This is a genomic window from Mycobacterium sp. NPDC050441 (assembly GCF_040655355.1).
GTDB lineage: Bacteria > Actinomycetota > Actinomycetes > Mycobacteriales > Mycobacteriaceae > Mycobacterium.
Genome location: NZ_JBFAJS010000009.1, coordinates 24,098 through 43,050, shown reverse-complemented (window position 1 = coordinate 43,050; position 18,953 = coordinate 24,098). Strand labels below are relative to the sequence as shown.

At 67.4% G+C, this 18,953-nt stretch carries 18 protein-coding genes; 7 read left to right on the top strand and 11 right to left on the bottom strand.

From position 1 onward, the window contains the following. Window positions 1–17: 17 nt before the first annotated feature. Together AB0I14_RS25095 and AB0I14_RS25090 are read left to right on the top strand one after the other, a co-directional pair. Window positions 18–923, top strand: coding sequence for an oxygenase MpaB family protein (locus AB0I14_RS25095; RefSeq protein WP_358027435.1), 906 nt, complete (start codon window positions 18–20; stop codon window positions 921–923). Next, complete coding sequence (locus AB0I14_RS25090; RefSeq protein WP_358027891.1) at window positions 920–1,627, top strand: oxygenase MpaB family protein; 708 nt, start codon at window positions 920–922, stop codon at window positions 1,625–1,627. Before AB0I14_RS25095 ends, AB0I14_RS25090 begins: the two co-directional genes overlap by 4 nt. Before the next feature lie 102 nt (window positions 1,628–1,729). On the opposite strand, the gene AB0I14_RS25085 is transcribed toward AB0I14_RS25090, so the two are convergent. Continuing rightward, window positions 1,730–2,422, bottom strand: a complete 693-nt coding sequence (locus AB0I14_RS25085) for a demethylmenaquinone methyltransferase (RefSeq protein ID WP_358027432.1) — start codon at window positions 2,420–2,422, stop codon at window positions 1,730–1,732. A gap of 162 nt (window positions 2,423–2,584) precedes the next feature. Between AB0I14_RS25085 and AB0I14_RS25080 the strand changes: the two genes are divergently transcribed. The 3 genes from AB0I14_RS25080 to AB0I14_RS25070 are packed head-to-tail and all read left to right on the top strand — an operon-like array spanning window position 2,585 to window position 6,288. Beyond that, a complete protein-coding gene (locus AB0I14_RS25080; protein WP_358027429.1) occupies window positions 2,585–3,409 on the top strand; it encodes an SDR family oxidoreductase in 825 nt (274 codons plus the stop codon). 39 nt (window positions 3,410–3,448) lie between these two features. Then, entirely contained in the window at window positions 3,449–5,404 is a 1,956-nt protein-coding gene (locus AB0I14_RS25075) for an aconitate hydratase (protein ID WP_358027426.1), read from the top strand. Between the two features lie 47 nt (window positions 5,405–5,451). Then, window positions 5,452–6,288: an alpha/beta hydrolase gene (locus AB0I14_RS25070; RefSeq protein ID WP_358027423.1), complete on the top strand. Its 837-nt coding sequence runs from the start codon at window positions 5,452–5,454 to the stop codon at window positions 6,286–6,288. A gap of 21 nt (window positions 6,289–6,309) precedes the next feature. Here the strand turns inward: AB0I14_RS25070 and AB0I14_RS25065 are convergent, their stop codons facing one another. Beyond that, on the bottom strand, window positions 6,310–7,437 hold the full coding sequence (locus AB0I14_RS25065; protein ID WP_358027420.1) for a glycosyltransferase family 1 protein: 1,128 nt from the start codon (window positions 7,435–7,437) through the stop codon (window positions 6,310–6,312). Between the two features lie 89 nt (window positions 7,438–7,526). Here AB0I14_RS25065 and AB0I14_RS25060 point away from each other — a divergent pair, with 89 nt between their 5' ends. Continuing rightward, window positions 7,527–8,219, top strand: coding sequence for a thioredoxin domain-containing protein (locus AB0I14_RS25060; RefSeq protein WP_358027417.1), 693 nt, complete (start codon window positions 7,527–7,529; stop codon window positions 8,217–8,219). Here the strand turns inward: AB0I14_RS25060 and AB0I14_RS25055 are convergent. From AB0I14_RS25055 to AB0I14_RS25035, 5 genes are read right to left on the bottom strand one after another with little or no spacing between them, the layout of a single operon-like run. Beyond that, window positions 8,203–8,703, bottom strand: coding sequence for a DUF3592 domain-containing protein (locus AB0I14_RS25055; RefSeq protein WP_358027889.1), 501 nt, complete (start codon window positions 8,701–8,703; stop codon window positions 8,203–8,205). The two genes, AB0I14_RS25060 and AB0I14_RS25055, sit on opposite strands and share 17 nt — an antisense overlap. A gap of 32 nt (window positions 8,704–8,735) precedes the next feature. Then, window positions 8,736–10,385 (bottom strand): 2-succinyl-5-enolpyruvyl-6-hydroxy-3-cyclohexene-1-carboxylic-acid synthase, encoded by a 1,650-nt coding sequence (menD, locus tag AB0I14_RS25050; RefSeq protein WP_358027414.1) that lies wholly within the window; start codon window positions 10,383–10,385, stop codon window positions 8,736–8,738. A 16-nt stretch (window positions 10,386–10,401) separates the two neighbouring features. After that, window positions 10,402–11,202 (bottom strand): alpha/beta hydrolase, encoded by an 801-nt coding sequence (locus tag AB0I14_RS25045; RefSeq protein WP_358027411.1) that lies wholly within the window; start codon window positions 11,200–11,202, stop codon window positions 10,402–10,404. A 33-nt stretch (window positions 11,203–11,235) separates the two neighbouring features. Continuing rightward, window positions 11,236–11,955, bottom strand: coding sequence for a DJ-1/PfpI family protein (locus AB0I14_RS25040; RefSeq protein ID WP_358027408.1), 720 nt, complete (start codon window positions 11,953–11,955; stop codon window positions 11,236–11,238). An 11-nt stretch (window positions 11,956–11,966) separates the two neighbouring features. Further along, window positions 11,967–12,935 carry a helix-turn-helix domain-containing protein gene (locus tag AB0I14_RS25035; protein WP_358027405.1) on the bottom strand — a complete coding sequence of 323 codons (969 nt, stop codon included), beginning with the start codon at window positions 12,933–12,935 and terminating at the stop codon, window positions 11,967–11,969. Window positions 12,936–13,123: 188 nt separating this feature from the next. On the opposite strand from AB0I14_RS25035, the gene AB0I14_RS25030 reads away from it, so the two are divergent. Next, window positions 13,124–13,486: a type II toxin-antitoxin system HicB family antitoxin gene (locus AB0I14_RS25030; protein WP_358027403.1), complete on the top strand. Its 363-nt coding sequence runs from the start codon at window positions 13,124–13,126 to the stop codon at window positions 13,484–13,486. A gap of 25 nt (window positions 13,487–13,511) precedes the next feature. Here AB0I14_RS25030 and AB0I14_RS25025 read toward each other — a convergent pair whose 3' ends face one another. The 4 genes from AB0I14_RS25025 to AB0I14_RS25010 form a co-directional block, all read right to left on the bottom strand. Continuing rightward, window positions 13,512–14,471: an o-succinylbenzoate synthase gene (locus AB0I14_RS25025; protein ID WP_358027888.1), complete on the bottom strand. Its 960-nt coding sequence runs from the start codon at window positions 14,469–14,471 to the stop codon at window positions 13,512–13,514. A gap of 34 nt (window positions 14,472–14,505) precedes the next feature. After that, window positions 14,506–15,468, bottom strand: a complete 963-nt coding sequence (locus tag AB0I14_RS25020) for an alpha/beta hydrolase family protein (protein WP_358027400.1) — start codon at window positions 15,466–15,468, stop codon at window positions 14,506–14,508. A gap of 87 nt (window positions 15,469–15,555) precedes the next feature. Further along, window positions 15,556–17,121 (bottom strand): long-chain-fatty-acid--CoA ligase, encoded by a 1,566-nt coding sequence (locus AB0I14_RS25015; RefSeq protein ID WP_358027397.1) that lies wholly within the window; start codon window positions 17,119–17,121, stop codon window positions 15,556–15,558. A gap of 29 nt (window positions 17,122–17,150) precedes the next feature. After that, window positions 17,151–18,758, bottom strand: a complete 1,608-nt coding sequence (locus tag AB0I14_RS25010; protein WP_358027887.1) for an amidohydrolase — start codon at window positions 18,756–18,758, stop codon at window positions 17,151–17,153. Window positions 18,759–18,953: the final 195 nt, after the last annotated feature.

Here is an 18,953-nt window from a genome sequence, read left to right as displayed (position 1 = left end):
CCCCGAGAGGAGTCCCCATGCCAGCGACGTACGTGGACTTGGCAGCCGAGCCGCGGCTGACCACCGCCGAGACCCGCATCACCGTCACGCAACGGGTGCCGCGGTGGATCCGGAAGAAGAACGTCGACCTCTCCGACGCGCTGGACTTCTGGTCCGCCGCCGGCGCGGCGGCCAACGTCATCATGCAGATGAGCTGGCCTGAGGTCGGGTACGGTGTCGCCGAAAGCCGGGTGGAATCAGGAAGTTTGGTGCATCACCCGTGGAAGCGACTGCGCACCACCGCGCAATACCTGACCGTGGCGATCCTCGGCACCGATGAGGAGAAGAACGCCTACCGCGAGGCGGTCAACGTTGCGCATCGGCAGGTTCGGTCCACCGAGGACAGCCCGGTCAAGTACAACGCGTTCAACCGCGAACTGCAGTTGTGGGTGGCGGCATGCCTTTTCATCTTCTACGAGGACACCCATCAGCTGCTGTACGGCACGATGACCGAGGAACAGGCCGAAACCTTCTACCAGAGTGCGATGACCATCGGCACCACGCTGCAGGTCCTCGAGGAGATGTGGCCGGCTACCAGGGCGGACTTCGATGCGTACTGGAACACCGCATGCGAACGGGTCGAGATGACCCCGTTCGTCCGGGATTACCTCATGGTTCTGGTGGAACTGCGGATGATCAACTGGCCCATGCGGAAGATGCTGGGGCCGCTGCTGCGGTTCTTGACCATCGGATTCCTTGCGCCGGTGTTCCGCGACGCGATGGAACTGGAGTGGACCGACACCGACCGGCGCCGCTTCGAACATCTCTTTCTGTTCGTGGCGTTCGTCAACCGGTTCCTGCCGAAGTCGCTGCGTAACGGCAACTATGCGGTCCTGATGAAGGACCTGCGCCGCCGGATCCGCCGCAAGAAGGCGCTGATCTGAGCATCACGGCCGCCGATCTCGGCCCGGATACGCTGCTGTCGCAGTATCTCCGCGACCGACGGTTCCTGTTAGTCCTGCCGAGGGCGGTCTGCCTGCAGTCACTGCACCCCACGATCGCCACCGGGATCTCACAGCACGCACTGCTGCACCGGCGAGTCTGGCTGCACCACAAACGCACTGTGACGCAAGCGATCAGGATCGCCCACACCGACGTCGACATGCGGCCGTACATCCGGTTCGCGCACGAAGACGTCAAGGGCCGCGACCCGTCCGGCCACAAATACCACGCACTGAACCCCGAGGTGTTCCACTTCCAGCACGCCACCTACGTGGAAAGCCTTGTGATGATGGTGAATACCTTCATCCGGAAGCTGGACGACGACGAACACGAGCAGCTCTACCAGGAGTGCTGTGCGTGGTACCGGCGCTACGGCATCTCAACCCGGCCGATGCCGGCGAGCTGGCCGGAGTTCTGCGCGTACTTCGAGGACGCGTGCCGCACCCTGTTGTCGGCGGGCGAGCACTTCGAGCCGTTTCGCCGGCAGATGTTCGCGCCGACGGACTGGTGGCCACGGGTAGTGCCGCACCGGGCGATCCGGGCCATGCAGCATCCGCGAGCGGCCGATTTGACGGGCACGGTGGTCAGCCCTCGCGATCGGCGATCGCTGTGGCGGTTCGTGCGGACCAGCCGGGTCCTGTCGTAAGGATTGGCGGGCCGCACTCGGGCCGATTCTTGTTCGGACGAGCGACCACTGCGGTACGCAAATTGCGGCGTGTCGGTGTACAGACACGGTCGCTCGCGGTTCTTAGGGGGACGGCTTGGTCGCCGCGTGCAACGCCACGATGCCGCCGGTCAGGTTGCGCCACTTGACCTGTGACCACCCGGCCGCGCCGATGCGACGTGCCAGCTCATCCTGATCCGGCCAGGCCCGGATCGACTCGGCCAGGTACACATAGGCGTCCGGGTTGCTCGACACCGCGGTGGCGATCCGCGGCAGCGCCTGCATCAGGTATTCCTTGTAGAGCGTTGCGAAGGCACGGTTGGTCGGCGTCGAGAATTCGCACACCACCAACCGGCCGCCGGGCCGGGTCACCCGGGCCATCTCGCGCAGCCCTGCCACATGGTCGACGACGTTACGCAGTCCGAAGCTGATGGTGACCGCGTCGAACACCCCGTCGGCGAACGGCAGCCGGGTGGCGTCGGCGCCCACCTTCGGCACGGGACGTCCCGCCCCCGCGGCGAGCATGCCCACCGAGAAGTCCGCGGCCACGCACCACGCGCCCGATGACGCCAGCTCGACCGTCGACACCGCGGTGCCCGCTGCCAGGTCCAGCACCTTGTCGCCGGGCCCGATTCCCAGCGCCGCACGCGTCTGCCGGCGCCAGAACCGATCCTGCCCGAGCGAGAGCACCGTGTTGGTCAGGTCGTAGCGCCGCGCCACGGCATCGAACATCGATGCCACTTCGTGGGGGTTCTTCTCCAGGCTCGCTCGACTCACAGTGCTGACGCTACCGGGCGCCGGTCAATACATTGACAGTGACCGAAACCGTGGCACCCGGTCGCCACTCCCTGTGGACTTACTGCAAGTCGGGCGGTGCGGGAATGGGCGGCGGTATCCGACGGCTTGAACCGCACGGGACGAAACGTCGAAGGGTTGATCATGAGCGAAAAAGTGTGGTTCATCACCGGTGCATCGAGGGGCTTCGGCCGGGAGTGGGCGACCGCGGCCCTTGACCGCGGTGACAAGGTGGCCGCCACGGCGCGCGACACCGCGACGCTGGCCGACCTGTCCGACAAATACGGCGACGCACTCCTGCCGCTCCGGTTGGACGTCACCGACCGCGAGGCGGACTTCGCCGCGGTCGCCCAGGCCCACGACCACTTCGGCCGGCTGGACATCGTCGTCAACAACGCCGGCTACGGCCAGTTCGGGTTCATCGAGGAGCTCTCGGAAGCCGACGCGCGCGATCAGATCGAGACGAACGTCTTCGGTGCACTGTGGGTCACCCAGGCCGCGCTGCCCTACCTTCGCGCCCAGGGCAGCGGGCACATCATCCAGGTGTCCTCGATCGGCGGTATCACCGCATTCCCGCTGGTCGGGATGTACCACGCGTCCAAGTGGGCACTGGAAGGGTTCTCACAGTCACTGGCCCAGGAGGTCGCACCGTTCGGCGTGCACGTGACGCTGATCGAGCCCGGCGGGTTCTCCACCGACTGGGCCGGATCCTCGTCCAGACACACTGCCCCACTTGCCGATTACGACGAGGCCCGCGCCGCCGCACAGCGCGCCCGCCAGCAGCGCAGCGCCAAACCCGGTGACCCCCATGCCTCGGCCGAGGCGGTGCTCAAGATCGTCGACGCCGAAAACCCGCCGCTGCGGGTCTTCTTCGGTGAGCTGCCCCTGCAGTTGGCCAAGGCCGATTACGAGAGCCGGCTGGCGACGTGGGAGCAGTGGCAGCCGGTGTCGGTGCTCGCGCAGGGCTAGCAGCGTTTCATCCGGCAATTGCCGGGGAAGCCTGTGTAGATGCCGGAGAGCGTCACACAGAAGTTGATCGGTTCACATCTCATCTCCGGGTCGATGACACCCGGAGATGAGATCGCGATCCGTATCGACCAGACGCTGACCCAGGACGCGACCGGAACGTTGGTGATGCAGGAGCTCGAGGCACTCGGGCTCGACCGGGCCCGCACCGAGGTCAGCGTGCAATATGTCGATCACAACCTCCTGCAGACCGACGAGAAGAACGCCGAAGACCACGAGTATCTGCGCACCGCGGCGCAGCATTTCGGGCTGTGGTTCTCCAAGCCCGGCAACGGCGTCTCGCACCCGACGCACATGCAGCGGTTCGGCATCCCGGGCAAGACGATGGTGGGTTCGGACTCTCATACTCCGGCGGCCGGCTCGTTGGGCATGCTGGCGATCGGTGTCGGCGGACTCGAGGTGGCGCTGGCCATCGCCGGTGAACCGCTGCACCTGCGGGCGCCCGAAGTGTGGGGCATCCGGCTGGAAGGTGAGCTCCCGCAATGGTGTTCGGCCAAAGACGTCATCCTGGAGATGCTCCGGCGCCATGACGTCAAGGGCGGCGTCAACCGCATCATGGAGTACCACGGCCCGGGACTGGCGGGCCTGACCGCGATGGATCGGCACGTCATCGCCAACATGGGCGCCGAGCTCGGCGCCACCACAACCGTCTTCCCCAGCGACGAAGCGGTGCGCGAATTCCTGCGCGCCGAGGATCGCGGCGACGACTGGATCGAACTCGTCGCCGACGACGGCGCCGAATATGACATCGATGAGGTCATCGACCTCTCACAACTCGAACCGCTGATCGCCAAGCCGTCGTCACCAGGCAACGTGGTCCCCGTCTCCGAGGTCGCCGGCGAGCCGGTGGCGCAGGTGGTGATCGGCTCCAGCGCCAACCCCGGCCTGCGGGACTTCGCGATCGCGGCGGCCATGGTGCACGGGCGCCAGACCTCACCCGATGTCAGCTTCGACGTCAACCCGACCTCGCGCGAGATCCTCACCGATCTGACGCGCATGGGCGCCACGACCGAGCTCGTCATCAACGGTGCCCGCATCCACCAGGCCGGCTGTATGGGCTGCATCGGCATGGGCCAGGCCCCGGCCACCGGCCGCAACTCACTGCGCACCATGCCCCGCAACTTCCCCGGCCGGTCCGGCACCAAGGAAGATTCGGTGTGGTTGTGTTCACCGGAAACTGCTGCGGCATCGGCGATCACGGGTGTCATCACCGATCCGCGGCAATGGGCCGCAGACAACGGCATCGAGTACCCGACGCTGAATCTGCCCACGCACTCCAGCGTCAACACTGCCATGCTGGTCGCGCCGTCCACACCCGAGCAGGCACTGGCCGTCGAGGTCATCAAGGGCCCCAACATCTCCAGCCTGCCCGAGCTGACACCGCTGCCCGATGAGATCGAGGCGCCAGTCCTGCTCAAGGTCGGCGACAACATCTCCACCGACGAGATCTCACCGGCGGGTGCGCGCGCCCTGCCGTTCCGGTCCAACATTCCCAAGCTGGCCCTGTTCAGCTTCACCCAGATCGACGAAACCTACCCGGAACGGGCACAGTCCGCTGAAAACGGTCACATCGTCGTCGGCGGGGAGAACTACGGCCAGGGCTCGTCGCGCGAGCACGCCGCGATCGCGCCCCGCTATCTCGGGCTACAGGCGGTGATCGCCAAGTCCTTCGCCCGCATCCACTGGCAGAACCTCGCCAATTTCGGTGTGCTGCCACTGGAATTCGTCGATCCCGCCGACTATGACACGGTGGCGCAGGGCGATGTACTCAGCCTCACCAACCTCCGCCAGGCAGTGGCCGACGGCCTTCCGATCACGGTCACCAACACCACGCGGGACACGTCATTCGAGGTGCGCCACGGTCTTTCACCCCGGCAGATCCGACATGTGCTGGCCGGCGGGTTGATCCCGTGGCTGGCCGCCCAGGACAAGAAGTAGGCCGCGATCCGGTCGGCAACAGAGCTGCCGAGCGTACCGTTGAGCCCATGCCGACGATCACGACCTCCGACAATGTCGAGATCTTCTACAAAGATTGGGGCTCGGGCCAGCCGATCGTGTTCAGTCATGGCTGGCCGTTGTCCGCCGACGACTGGGATACCCAGATGCTGTTCTTCCTGCAGCACGGTTATCGGGTCGTCGCCCACGATCGGCGTGGGCACGGACGCTCGGCCCAGGTGGCCGACGGTCACGACATGGACCACTACGCCGACGATCTCGCCGCGGTGGTCGAGCATCTCGACCTGCACGACGCGATCCACGTGGGGCATTCGACCGGCGGCGGCGAACTCGTGCATTACCTCGCCCGGCACGGCCTGGACCGCGCCGCCAAGGCCGTGCTGATCAGTTCCGTACCACCGCTGATGGTCGAGACCGACGCCAATCCGGGTGGCCTGCCCAAGTCGGTGTTCGACGATCTGCAGGCCCAGTTGGCGGCCAACCGATCGGTGTTCTACCGCGCGCTGCCGTCCGGCCCCTTCTACGGGTTCAACCGGGAACACGACAAGACCCCGCAGCCTGACCGGGAGACGATCATCGCCAACTGGTGGCGCCAGGGCATGATGGGCGGCGCCAAGGCGCACTACGACGGCATCGTGGCGTTCTCGCAGACGGATTTCACCGCGGACCTCAAGAAAATCACCCTGCCGTCACTGGTGATGCACGGTGACGACGACCAGATCGTGCCGTACGCAAACTCCGGTCCATTGTCGGCCAAGCTCCTGCCGAACTCGTCACTCAAGACGTACGCGGGCTTCCCGCACGGCATGCCGACCACTCAGTCCGATGTGATCAACGCGGATCTACTGGAGTTCATCCGTTCCTGAAGACCTGCGCCCGAAGGATATTCAGGCAGCGCGCAACTGACGCAGGCCCTGCACAGCCTCGTAGTGGCCGATCAGCTCATCGCAGATGGCCGGCCAGGTGCGGCTCAGCACGCTGCGACGCGCGGCCAACGAGTACCGCGACCGCTCGGCGATCAGATGCTCGACGGACGCGGGCAGGGCGGACTCGAATTCGTCGACGGGGAGCAACAGCCCGGTGCGGTACGGCGCCACCAGATCCCGGGGGCCGCCGGCGTCAGGAGCGATCACCGGCAGGCCGGAAGCCATCGCCTCCTGCACGGCCTGACAGAACGTCTCATGCTCGCCGGGATGGACGAACACGTCCATGCTGGCGTAGGCCGCGGCCAGCTCGGAGCCGTGCAGCTCACCGGTGAAAACCGCTGTGGGCAAGGCTGTTCGGAGTTTGGCCCGGTCCACCCCGTCACCGACCACCACCAGCTGCAGGTCGTCGCGCCCGGCCAGCGCGGCCAGCCGCTCCACATGCTTCTCCGGCGCCAGCCGTCCGACGAACCCGACGATCGGTTTGCCCTCGGGAGACCACGTCGCGCGCAGTTGCTCATCGCGGGCCGACGGGGCGAAGCCGGTGATGTCCACGCCGCGTCCCCACTTGAACACGCGGGGAATCCGGTGGGATTCCAGGTTTTCCATCGCCGAGGTGGACGGGGCCAGGGTGCGGTCGGCCTTGCTGTGCAGGCGACGGGTCCAGGCCCACGACGCCCGCGACAGGACGCCGACCCCGTAGCTCTCGGCGAAACCGGCGACATCGGTCTGGAACACAGCCACCGTCGGCACCCCCAGGTAGCGGGCGGCGTGCACGCCACCCCACCCGAGCAGGGCGGGTGAGGCGAGGTGCACGACATCGGGGTCGAAACCGCGCAGCACATTCACCATCCGGGGCCGCGGCACGCCCAGCGGCAGCGAGGTCACCTTGGGAAACATTCGCGAAGGCACCCGGTGCACACGCACACCGTCATGCACACGTTCGGCCGGCGGCTGGCCCCGCGGGGTGTCCGGGGCGATGACGAGTACCTCATGGCCGGTGCGGCGGAGATGCTCGATCACCCGAAGCACCGAGTTGGTGACGCCGTTGACATTCGGGAGGAAGGACTCTGCAACGATCGCAACGCGCACACCTGGATGCTCCCAGCAGCACCTGTCCCGTAGGTAGCGTCCGGGGATACGACACGCTAAAACCTGATGCCCGGGTCTAGGGTTGGCAAATGCGATTACCGCGCGTTGCTGCAGCGATGCTGGCCGTGGTGGCCTTGTCCGTTGCCGGGGCCACCGCCGGTTGCACTCGGTTGGTCGACGGCACCGCGCAGGCCAACGGGAACAAGCCCGGCGCCGAGATCACCGATGACGGCTGGGGTGTCCGGATCGGCTTTCCGGATGCGCCTGCCCGGATCGAGTTTTTCACCGAACCGCAGTGCCCGGCATGCGCACACCTGCAACACGAGTCCGGCGACGCCATCGCCGCCGCCGTCGGCCAGCGCCAGCTGGCCGTGACCTACCGGCCGCTGACCTTCCTGGACAGGTCGATCACCGAGTACTCGGCCCACGTGGCCAACGCCCTGTTCCTGGCCGCCGGCCCCGGCACCACCGGGACGGCGTTCCAGGCCTTCGTGCAGGATCTCTGGGGCCACCAGGAGCCCGAGGGCTCGCCCGGCCCGACCGACGACGCGATCGCCGCGATGGCCACCGAGAGCGGGGTCGGCGGCGAGCAGACCGACAAGATCGCAGCCGGCGCGCAGGCCGTCGACTCCGAGCAACTCAACGAGGCCAACGCCGAACTGCTCAGCGAAACGCAGGACTCGGTGTCCACCCCGACGATCTACGACCTCGTCGGCGAAGAGGTCGTCGACACCAGCGACCCTGACTGGCTGGCCAAACTGCTTGCTACGCCGAGGAGTTGACGGTTCGGGCGTTGGTTGAGCCGGGCCGTCGCTCCAGGAAGGCCAGCAGCGTCAGCGCCGCGGCCGCCACCAGCCAGCCCACCACCGCGATCGATCCGGCCGGGATGATGGACAGTGACGCGTTGCGGTCGCGCACCCGGACCAGGTCGGGATTGTTCTTGTCGTACTCGACATAGATCCGCATCCCGGCGTCGAGTTCGGAGGGATACAGCACCCCCAGCTCGGGGCGGTAGGTCACCCGGTCCGGCGTGACGAACTCGATGGTCGAGCGCCGCGGCCCGGCGTTGAGCACCTCGGCCGCAGCCACCCCCATGTTCCGCTCGATCTGCTGGTCGTTGCGCCAGGCGCCCATCACCAGCAGCGCAGACTGCAACGTCACCAGGCAGGCGGCGATCACCACGCCGATCCGCACCCGCCGGATGATCCGCTGCGAGCGCGTCTCCCCCGGTTCGCCGTACAGGTGCGGGATCAGTGGCTGCACCATCGCCCGGAGTCGCGCCGCGATCTGCGAGGGCCTCACAGGGCCGCCTTGATCGACGCGTGCAGGGCACGCAGCGACGACCGGTCGGCCTTCACCTCCAGCACCCGCATACCGTCGAAGGGTTCGGCCAGCGCCGCGCCGAGCGCGTCGGCCTCAACTTGCCCGCACTCGACGTGATAGGCCCGGCACAACGCCGCGATGTCCACATCGTGCGGGGTGCCGAAGATCCGCGACGATACGTCGGAGAACCGCGGATCGCCCTGTTCCAGCAGCTCGAAGATGCCGCCGCCGTTGTCGTTGGACACCACGATCGTCAGGTTGCGCGGTGTCGGCTCGGTGGGCCCGATCAGCAGACCCGAGCTGTCGTGCACGAAGGTCAGATCCCCGATCAGCGCGATGGTCCGGCGTGGCCCGTTCCCACCACCCGCCCGATCGTGCGCCAGCGCCGCGCCGATCGCCGTCGACACGGTGCCGTCGATACCAGCAACACCGCGGTTGGAACGCACCTTGACGCCCTCGGTGTTCAGCCCGACCAGTGCGGCGTCGCGCACCGGGTTGGATGCCCCGAGCACCAGCTGATCCCCCGGGCGCAGCGCATCGGCGACCACCGCGGCCACGTGCAGACCGGTGGTCAGCGGGTGCGCCGCGAGTTGTTGACGCACCGCCGCCACGGCGTGCCGGTTGACCTCGGCGCAGCGGTTCAGCCAGGCCGGGTCCGGGGTTCCGCTGGTGACCGCCCGGGTACCGGTGGCCATCGAGTTGCCGGAGACATCGGGCCAGCGCGGACCCGTGGTCAGCGCGTACACCGGGACCGCCGGATCGGCCAGCAGCGCTGAGACCGGCCGGTGCAGGGTGGGCCGCCCCAGCATGATGACCTGTTTGGGATGCACGAGGCGCAGCGCCAGCGGGTGCAGCGGGTTCTGGGGCAGCGGTGCGGTGGGCTCGGCCACCGTCGGCAGCCCGGCCAGGTTGGGGTGCGCACCGGCGCCGTGGCCGGCGATCACCACGGTGTCCGGGGTGAGATCGATCTCCAGCGGCTGATCGAAGGTCACCGCCGGGGTGTACGTCCACGGCTTGCCGTCCGGGCGGCCCGCCGGGAACGACGCGTCCCCGTGCGCACTGTCGGGAACCAACGGTTCGCGCAACGGGATGTCGAACTGCACCGGGCCCGCGTTGGCGGTGCGTGATCCGGTGGCCGCCGCCAGCACCCGGCACGTCGCCGAACGCCACTGGGCGTTGAGGGAGTCGAGCTGTTCGGGGTGGTCTTCGGCCAGGCCGAGACTGACGTTGGCCCGCACCTGGGTACCGAAGTAACCCAACTGCTCGAAGGTCTGATTGGCGCCGGTGCCCAACATTTCATAGGGCCGGTTGGCGCTCAGCACGATCAGCGGCACCCGGGCGTAGTTGGCCTCCACGACCGCGGGGCCGAGATTGGCCACCGCGGTGCCCGAGGTCATCGCGATGCAGACGGGAGCGCGTTCGGCCACCGCCAAGCCGATCGCCAGGTAACCGGCCGTGCGCTCGTCGATGCGGACGTGCAGGCGGATCCGGCCGGCACGGTCGGCATCGGACAGCGCGAACGCCAACGGGGCGTTACGCGAGCCCGGGCACAGCACGACATCGCGGACACCGCCGCGGATGAGTTCGTCGACGACTACGCGCGCCTGTGCCGTCGATGGGTTCACCACTCCACCTTATTCGTCAGTACTGGCCGGTCTTGCCGGTCTGCCCGGCCAGGAACTCGAGCAGTGCGGCGTTGACGGCGTCGGGCTTCTCGATGAAGCCGAGGTGACCCGTGTCGGGGATCTCCAGGTAACGGGCGGTGGGAATCGCGTCGGCCACCTCACGGCCCAGATGCGGGGGCAGCACCACATCATCGGCGAACCCGATGACCAGCACCGGAGCGGTGATGGCCTGGTAGGCCGGCAGCCGGTTGTCCACCGGAGCGGCGTCGGACTGGGCGACGAGACCGGGGGTCTGCTTGGTCGGCCACATGGTGAACATCTCGCTCCAGTCGCGCACCAGCACGTCGTTGTTGAGCGTCTTGGGCGAGAAACTCTCCATCATCCGGAGCTTGGCGTCGAACGTCGGCGGCAGCTGTACGCCCGAGGCCGCAAGGTCACGCTCGGCGGTGCGGAAGAACTCGCGCGCCCGGTCGTGGCGGCCGCGGGTGGCCATCAACACCGCCGATCGCACCAGATCCGGACGGGCCAACATCAGTTCCTGCGCGATGAACGAACCCATCGACACACCCACGATGTGCGCCGGAGCAGCCCCGAGCTTCTCGATCAGCTCGGCGGTGTCGGCCACCATCTGCTCGGTGCCGAACCCCTGGGCGTTCTCCGTCGCGCCGACCCCGCGGTTGTCGAAGGTGATGGCGCGGTAGCCGGCCCGCTGCAGCGCCGGGACCTGGTGCAGATGCCAGGTGCGGCCGGCGCCTCCGCGACCGGCGATGAACAGCACCGGATCGCCCTTGCCTCGCTCGTCATATGCCAGATTCACCCGGCCGACGCTACTTGATGGCTGTCTGAGCGCTCACGCGCTGCGACGCCCCCGCACCTTCCGGATCGCCTGATCCCAGGCCAGCAACACCCCGGCCTTGAGCGCGGTCGGCTTGATCACGTCCTTCGACAGCAGGGCGGTCGCGGCGGCCTTGGTCGACGCCGACGCCTTGGAGACGTGACCGGAATCAAACGGCGGCTGCGGGTCGTATTCGATGCCGAGCTGGATGGCTTTGGCCTTCGCTTCACCGGCGATCTGCCCCGCCAGCCACATCGCCAGATCGATGCCCGCGGACACGCCCGCCGCGGTCACGATCTGATCCCCCGCGTCGACGATGCGCTGGTCGCCCACCGCCTGCACGCCGAAGGTCTTGAGTACCGGCAGCACCAGCCAGTGCGAGGTGGCCCGGCGTCCGTCGAGGATGCCCGCGGCGGCCAACAGCAACGATCCCGAGCACACCGACGTCGTCCAGGTCGCTGTCTTGTGGGCCTGGCGCAGCCAGGCCAGCACGGTCTCGTCGCGCGCATGCTCGACGGTTCCCGGGCCCCCGGGAACGAGGATGAGGTCAGGCGACGGGGTTTCGGCGAACGAGTGCGTGGCGCCGATGACCAGCACACCGGAATCCGCGGTAATCGGGCCCGGCTCATGCCAGACGAACCTGACCTCGGCGTCGGGCAGGCGATGCAGGATCTCGTAGGGCCCGATGAAGTCGAGCGCGGTGAATCCGGGGTACAACACGATGGCGATCTGCATGTTTGTTCCTTTCAGGCGAAAGTCTTGCGGTACTGGTCAGGGGAAATACCAAGGCGACGAACGAAATTGCGACGCATGGTCTCGGACGTGCCGAACCCACAGCGGACAGCGATGACGGTGACGGTGTCGTCGGACTCCTCCAGCTGGCGCCGCGCGGCATCGGTGCGGATGCGTTCCACATAGGCGCCGGGCGCCTCGCCGACCTCGTCGGTGAACACCCTGGTGAAATGCCGGGGGCTCATCGCCGCGCGGCGGGCCAGTTCGGAAATACTGTGTGCCCCACCGGGTTCGACCTCGATGGATTCCTGCACCTCGCGGATCGGGGCGCGTTTGGCGCGGGGCATCCACACCGGCGCGGCGAACTGGGTCTGACCGCCGGGCCGGCGCAGATACAGCACCAGATACCGCGCGACGGTCTGGGCGACTTCGGTGCCGTAGTCGTCTTCGACGAGCGACAACGCCAGATCGATGCCTGCGGTCACCCCGGCCGCCGTCCATACCTGCTCGGAGCTTCTGACGAAGATGGGTTCGGGATCGACTACCACCGAGGGGAATTCGGCAGCCATCCGGCGGGCCGAGGACCAGTGGGTGGTGGCGGCGCAACCGTCGAGCAGCCCGGCCTGGGCGGCCAGGAACGCTCCGGTGCAGACGCTCACGATGCGGCGGGCTTTGTGCGCGGCGGTGCTGATCCAGTCGATGACCGCCGGGTTGGCCCGGGCGGCGTCGGCACCGATTCCGCCGGGGATGACGATGGTGTCGATCGGACCATGAGGGTCGGGCAGCGGCGCGGCGACGAACTCCAACCCGGTGAGCGTGGTGACGGGTTGCCCGTCCACCGAGGCCACCGTGACGGCGTAGCCGTCGTCGGCCCTGCCCAGGCCGGCCAGGGCCAGCGTGGCGGTGGCGAACACGTCGAACGGCCCGGCCAGGTCCAGGGCCTGTACCCCGGCGTAGCCCAGCATCACCACCGATCGCGTCACGTCTTCAGTGTTCGCGACCTCGCCGATGGCGTCTACGTCACGTACCCCACAAATCAGGACATGGCCCGGTTTGTCGGACGGCGCCGCGATGATCGGCGGCGTGACGGAGTACACCTACCGTGCCCAATGGTCTTACGAGGATCGCTGGTACCGGGGGCAGTGTCTCGAGTTCCCGAAACTGTCGGCGAATGGGCTCACCGCGCACGAGGCGATCGCTGCTGTCGAGAGAAGATGGTCACCGAAGAGGTGGCGATCATCCTGGCGGCCGACGACGTTCCACCGGCCTCCCTTACCGGCCCAGGTACAGCGGCAAGTTCGTGGTGCGGGTCTCGCCGTCCCTGCACGCCAGACTCGTTGTGGAGGCCACTGAACAGGGAGTGTCGTTGAACCAGTGGGTGGTTCAGAAACTTGTCGGTCGGCCTCACGTCTCGCTGGGTGATCTGTACCGATCGATTTCCGCTTTCGAAGGCATGGTCGAATCGAAACCTAGTACTACTGGCGGTACTACATTTCCAGACCACACCATTTACGGTCCCGCGGTGCTGATGTGACACATGAGGCGCGCGGGCTCGGTTCCTACTCGAAGGTCAGTGGGTAGCAGGCCCGCACCCGGTCGATCCACCATTGCCGACGCTCCGGCGGAGCAGCCAACGCGGACAGCCGGGCCGGGTCCGGCACCACGGTCCCGACGGGCAGATAGCCGTCGACCGGAGCAGGAACCTCGGCGACGTCCTCGACGAAGAACCCGCCCGTCCCCAATCCGCAGGCATGGTGCAGCGAGGGCAGTGCGGCGGCGGCCAGTAGTCCGCGTGCGATACCCACCGCGGAATCCAGTGCGCTGGACACCACGATCGGGATATCGATCTGAGCGGCGATGTCGAGCATCCGTGACACCCCGCCCAGCGGCGCCACCTTGAGCACCGCGACGTCGGCGGCGCGGGCCCGCACCACCCGCAGCGGATCAGACGCCTTGCGGATCGACTCGTCAGCGGCGATCGGGACCGCCACCTGCCGACGCAACTCAGCCAACTCTTCGACCGTCGCACACGGCTGCTCCAGATACTCCAGCGGTCCGTCGGCGGTCAGTGCCGCCGCGGCGGCCACGGCCTGCCGCAACGTCCAGCCGCCATTGGCATCCACCCGCACCACCGGAACCTGCGCGCGCACGGCGTTGACCCGTGCGACGTCCTCAGCCAGTGTCTGCCCCGGCTCGGCGACCTTGACCTTGGCCGTGCGCGCACCGGGGAATCGCGCGAGGACCTCGGGGACCTGGGCGGCCGGGACCGCGGGCACTGTGGCGTTGATGGGGACACGACCGCGGTGCACCGCCGGCGCCGGCCGGTACGCGGCCTCGATCCCGGCTGCCAGCCAGGCCGCGGCCTCCGGCGGCTCGTATTCGAGAAACGCCCCGAACTCACCCCATCCGGAAGGACCGTCGATCAGCGCCACCTCACGAACCGTGATGCCGCGGAAGCGAACCCGCATCGGCAGGGCCACGACGTGGAGGCGCTCGAGAATGTCATCAAGCGCCGCCATCGCGTCAGTCACGCCGTCAATGATGCCCAAACGGTCAGGCCGCGCCCAAGGTCCGCTGGATCTCGGGTTTCATCTGGTTCAACTGCGCACCCCAGTAGCCCCAGGTGTGGGTGCCGGTGGGCGGGAAATTGAACACCGCGTTGTTTCCGCCCGCAGCCACGTACTGGTCGCGGAAATTGAAGTTGCTCTGCAGGGCCGTATTTTCGAGGAAGGTCGAGGCGACGTCGCCGCCGCCCAGCTCCCCCGGGGTTCCCGAACCGCAGTACACCCAGATGCGGGTGTGGTTCGCCACCAGCCGCCCCACCTGCAGCGTCGGATCGTTGCGCGCCCACGCCGGATCACCCGGCGGACCCCACATGGCGGCCGACGAGAAGCCACCGGAGTCGTTCATCGCCAACCCGATCAGTCCGGGCCACGGCCCGGCCGACGGATTCAGGAACGCCGACAACGATCCCGCGTAGCGGAACTGCTGCGGGTAGTAGGCGGCCAGGATCAGCGCCGAGCTGCCCGACATCGACAGCCCGACCACCGCGTTGCCCGACGAGGACACATGCCGGTTGGCGGCCAGCCACTGCGGTAACTCACTGGTCAGGAATGTCTCCCACTTGTATGTCGAGACCCCGCCGTTGCCCGCCGCGGGCTGGTACCAGTCGGTGTAGAAGCTCGACATGCCGCCGACGGGCATGACCACCGACAACCCGGATTGGTAGAACCACTCGAACGCCGGGGTCTCGATGTCCCATCCGTTGAAATCGTCGCGGGCCCGCAGGCCGTCCAACAGATAGACCGCGTGAGGGCCGCCGCCCTGGAACTGGACCTTGACGTCTCGGCCCATGGCCCCCGACGGCACCGACACCGTCTCAACCGGCAGACCCGTCCTTGACCAGGCACTTGCCGTCGGCGGTGGTCCGAGCAGTCCACCGGCCACCGCCACGACCAGGGCAGTCAGGGTCCCGAACCCACGGGAGAATTTCAGCGATCTATGCGCATGTGCCATGTCCGCACCCCACATCTCCACGCACACGTATGGAGCCGAAAATACTCCGCTCGGAACGGGAAAAGAAGGGCAGCCGGCGGCCGATTCCTACACCGTGGCGCGGTCGCGCCCCTCCCAATAGGGCTTGCGCAGGTCCTTCTTGAGGATCTTGCCGGTGGGATTGCGCGGCAGCTCGTCGACGATGTCGATCGACTTCGGACACTTGTAGGCCGCAAGATGTTCGCGGGCGAACGCGATCAGGTCCGGCTCGGAAACGTCGCCGTCCAGTGTCACAACGGCTTTCACCGACTCACCCCATTTTTCGTCGGGCACCCCGATCACCGCGACGTCGACGACGGCCGGGTGTTCGGCCAGCACACGCTCGACCTCGATCGAGTAGATGTTCTCCCCGCCGGAGATGATCATGTCCTTGAGCCGGTCCTCGACGAAGATGTACCCGCCGTCGTCGACGCGGCCGATGTCACCGGTACGGAACCAGCCCTCGGACGTGATCGTCTCCGACGTGGCCTCCGGCCGGTTCAGATAGCCCTTCATCAATTGTGGTGAGCGGAACCATAATTCGCCCTGCTCACCGACGGGAACCTCAACGCCGGTGTCGGGGTCGACCACCCTGACCTCGGCGCCGGGAACCACGGTGCCCGCACTCATGAGCCGCGCTTCACTGGCCTCGCGGTGATCATCCGGACCCAGCCGGCTGATCGCCCCGGACACCTCCGTCAACCCGTACACCTGGATGAACTCCGTCTCCGGCCAGGCCTGCAGCGCAGAACGCAACAGCGGCAACGGCATCGGCGATGCGCCGTAGGCGAAGGTCTTCAGCGCCCCGAACAGCTTCACCGCATCCTCGCCGGTGTCGAACACCTTGGCCAGCACCGCAGGCACGAGGAACGTCCGGTTCGCCCCGGCCAGGATTCCGCCGGCCAACGCCATGCCGTCAACATCACGCGTCATGTACGAAGGCGCCCCGTGGTGCAACCCCCACTGCATGTAGGACGAGCCGCCGACATGGAACAGCGGCATCGCCACCAGACTCTTGTCCCCGTCGCTGAGCGTCCAGCCCTCAAAGGCGTTGATGGTGTGGGCGATGATGTTGGTGTGGGTCAGCGCAATGCCTTTGGGCCGGCCCGTGGTGCCCGACGAATACATGACGATGGCCGTGTCGTCGGGCTGCACGTCCGGCGAACGGTCCACCGGCGACGCTCCGGCGAGCAGCGCCTCGTACTCGTCCCCGTCACCGCCTTCGGGGGTGACCGTGACGATGTGTTCGACGGAGGTGAGCCGGTCGGCGATCGCGTCAACGCCCCCCCGCAGGTCCTCGCCGACCACCAGCACCTTGGCCCCGCAGTCGTTGAGGACGTAATCCAACTCGTCGGCGGCGAGCCGGAAGTTGATGATCGCGTTGCCCGCACCGAGCATCCCGGCCGCGAGCGTCATCTCCACGCAGGCCGGATGGTTCTTGTCGAGGAATGCCACGACATCACCACGCCCGACACCCCACGCACTCAACGCACCGGCCAACCGCTGGACCCGGTCGTACCACTGCGACCAGGTCCAGGTGCGGCCCAGATAGGTGACCGCCTCCTCGTCAGGTTTGGCGGCCGCCCAGCGGGCAACGCGTTCGTCGAGAAACTTCGGAGCCGGCAAATCTGACATTCCCCGAGCGTGCCACGGCGCGCGAGCCGTCAACCGGCTTTCGGAAAAACCTGCCGCCCGGCCAGGAACGTGGCCTGTATTTCCAGGTCGGCGATGCGTTCGGGGGCCGTCACGCGGGGGTCGGCCGACACGATCACCAGGTCGGCGTACTTGCCCACCTCGAGCGAGCCGATCACGTTGTCGGCGAACAACTGCCACGCCGCATCGATGGTCTGCGCCCGGATCCCCTGCTCGACGGTCAGCCGCTCCTCGGGGGCCAGCACGCGGCCGCTCGGCGCCGTCCGCGTGACGGCCACGCTGATGTTGCGCAGCGGTTCTTCCGGGGTGACCGGCGGATCGTTGTGCAGGGAGATCCGCATGCCCGTCGCCACGGCCGAGCCTGCAGGCATCCAGCGCCCACCGTGCTCGGGGCCGAACAGGCCGTCGACGAGGATGTCGCCCCAGTAGTGCAGATGGTCGACGAACAGGCTGCACGTGACCCCGAGGCCGTGCGCACGCTGTAACTGCTCGGGCGTGATGGCGCCGACGTGTTCCAGCCGCAGGCGGTGATCGTCGCGAGGATGGGCGCGCAAGGCCTCTTCGTAGACGTCGAGGATGGTGTCCACCCCGGCGTCGCCGTGCACGTGACAGGCCAGCTGCCAACCCTGAGGAAAGAACGTGCCGACGATCTCGGCGAGTTGTTCTTTCGTGTAGTTGGCGTGCCCGCAGGAACCGGGCAGCACCCCGATGGTTCGGGTGGCCTCGGTGTCCAGGTACGGGAATGTCAGGTCGATATTGCCGATCCACGGCGACCCGTCGACCCAGATCTTGATGCCGACCTGGCGCACGATGTCGTCACCGTCGGACGGGTCGGCGTCGGTGTGCAGTGCGGCCGTGGACATCTCATAGGTGCGCAGGCGCACCGTCAGCTGATCGTGCAACTGGGCGAGCAGCGGCCGGAACATCGGGTCGAACGCCATCTCCGAGCACGTGGTCAGCCCCGCGCGGTTCAGCCGCGCGCACTCGGCGGCCAGCATCGCCGGATAGTCACTGGCCGAGATGGCATCGCCGAGCAGCGGGAACACCGCCGCGGTTTCCTCGGCCGTACCGTCGAGCTCGCCGTCGGCCGTGCGGCCATACTTAGCCCCCTTGGGGTCCGGGGTATCTCCGGTGAGCCCGGCGCGGCGGGCGGCCGCGCTGTTGAAGAAGGCCTTGTGGCCCGAGTTGTGCACGATCACCAACGGCGTCTCGGGCGCGATGCCGTCCAGCCAGGCCAGGGTCGGGTCGGGCAATCCCCGCTGCAGCAACGGATCCCAGCCGTTCAGAAATGCCCCGTCGGCTCCGCGCCTGGCCACCTCGGCACCGACGGCGTCAACCACCGCATCGGCACTGGGCAGGGTGACCGGGCGAATGTCGACGATGCGCCCGGACAGCGCCACCGCCTCCATCAACGGATGACCGTGCGCCTCAACGAAACCCGGCATGACGCAGCCGTCGACCTCACGAACGTCGGTGTGCTCCCCCACCCAGCCGGCCACCTCGGCCCGGGAGCCGACGGCGACGATGCGTCCGCCAGACACCGCGAGCGCCTCGGCAGTGGGTTGCGTGTCGTCGACCGTGAGGATGGTTCCGTAGAGGACGAGATCAGCGGGCTCGATCGGACTGGTCATGCTCGCCGATGCTAAAGCGTGGCGACGTTTGCCCGGGTGCAATCCACATCTATCGGCCGCGCCTGAGAGGCGTCTGGCCTGCGGATTGAGAAGATTTCAAAAAGTTTTTCAGGCCATGTCGATTTTGTGGGGTGCCGTTCGACGTAGTTACGAGGGCACGATAGGCGAGCCCCTTCCCGACAT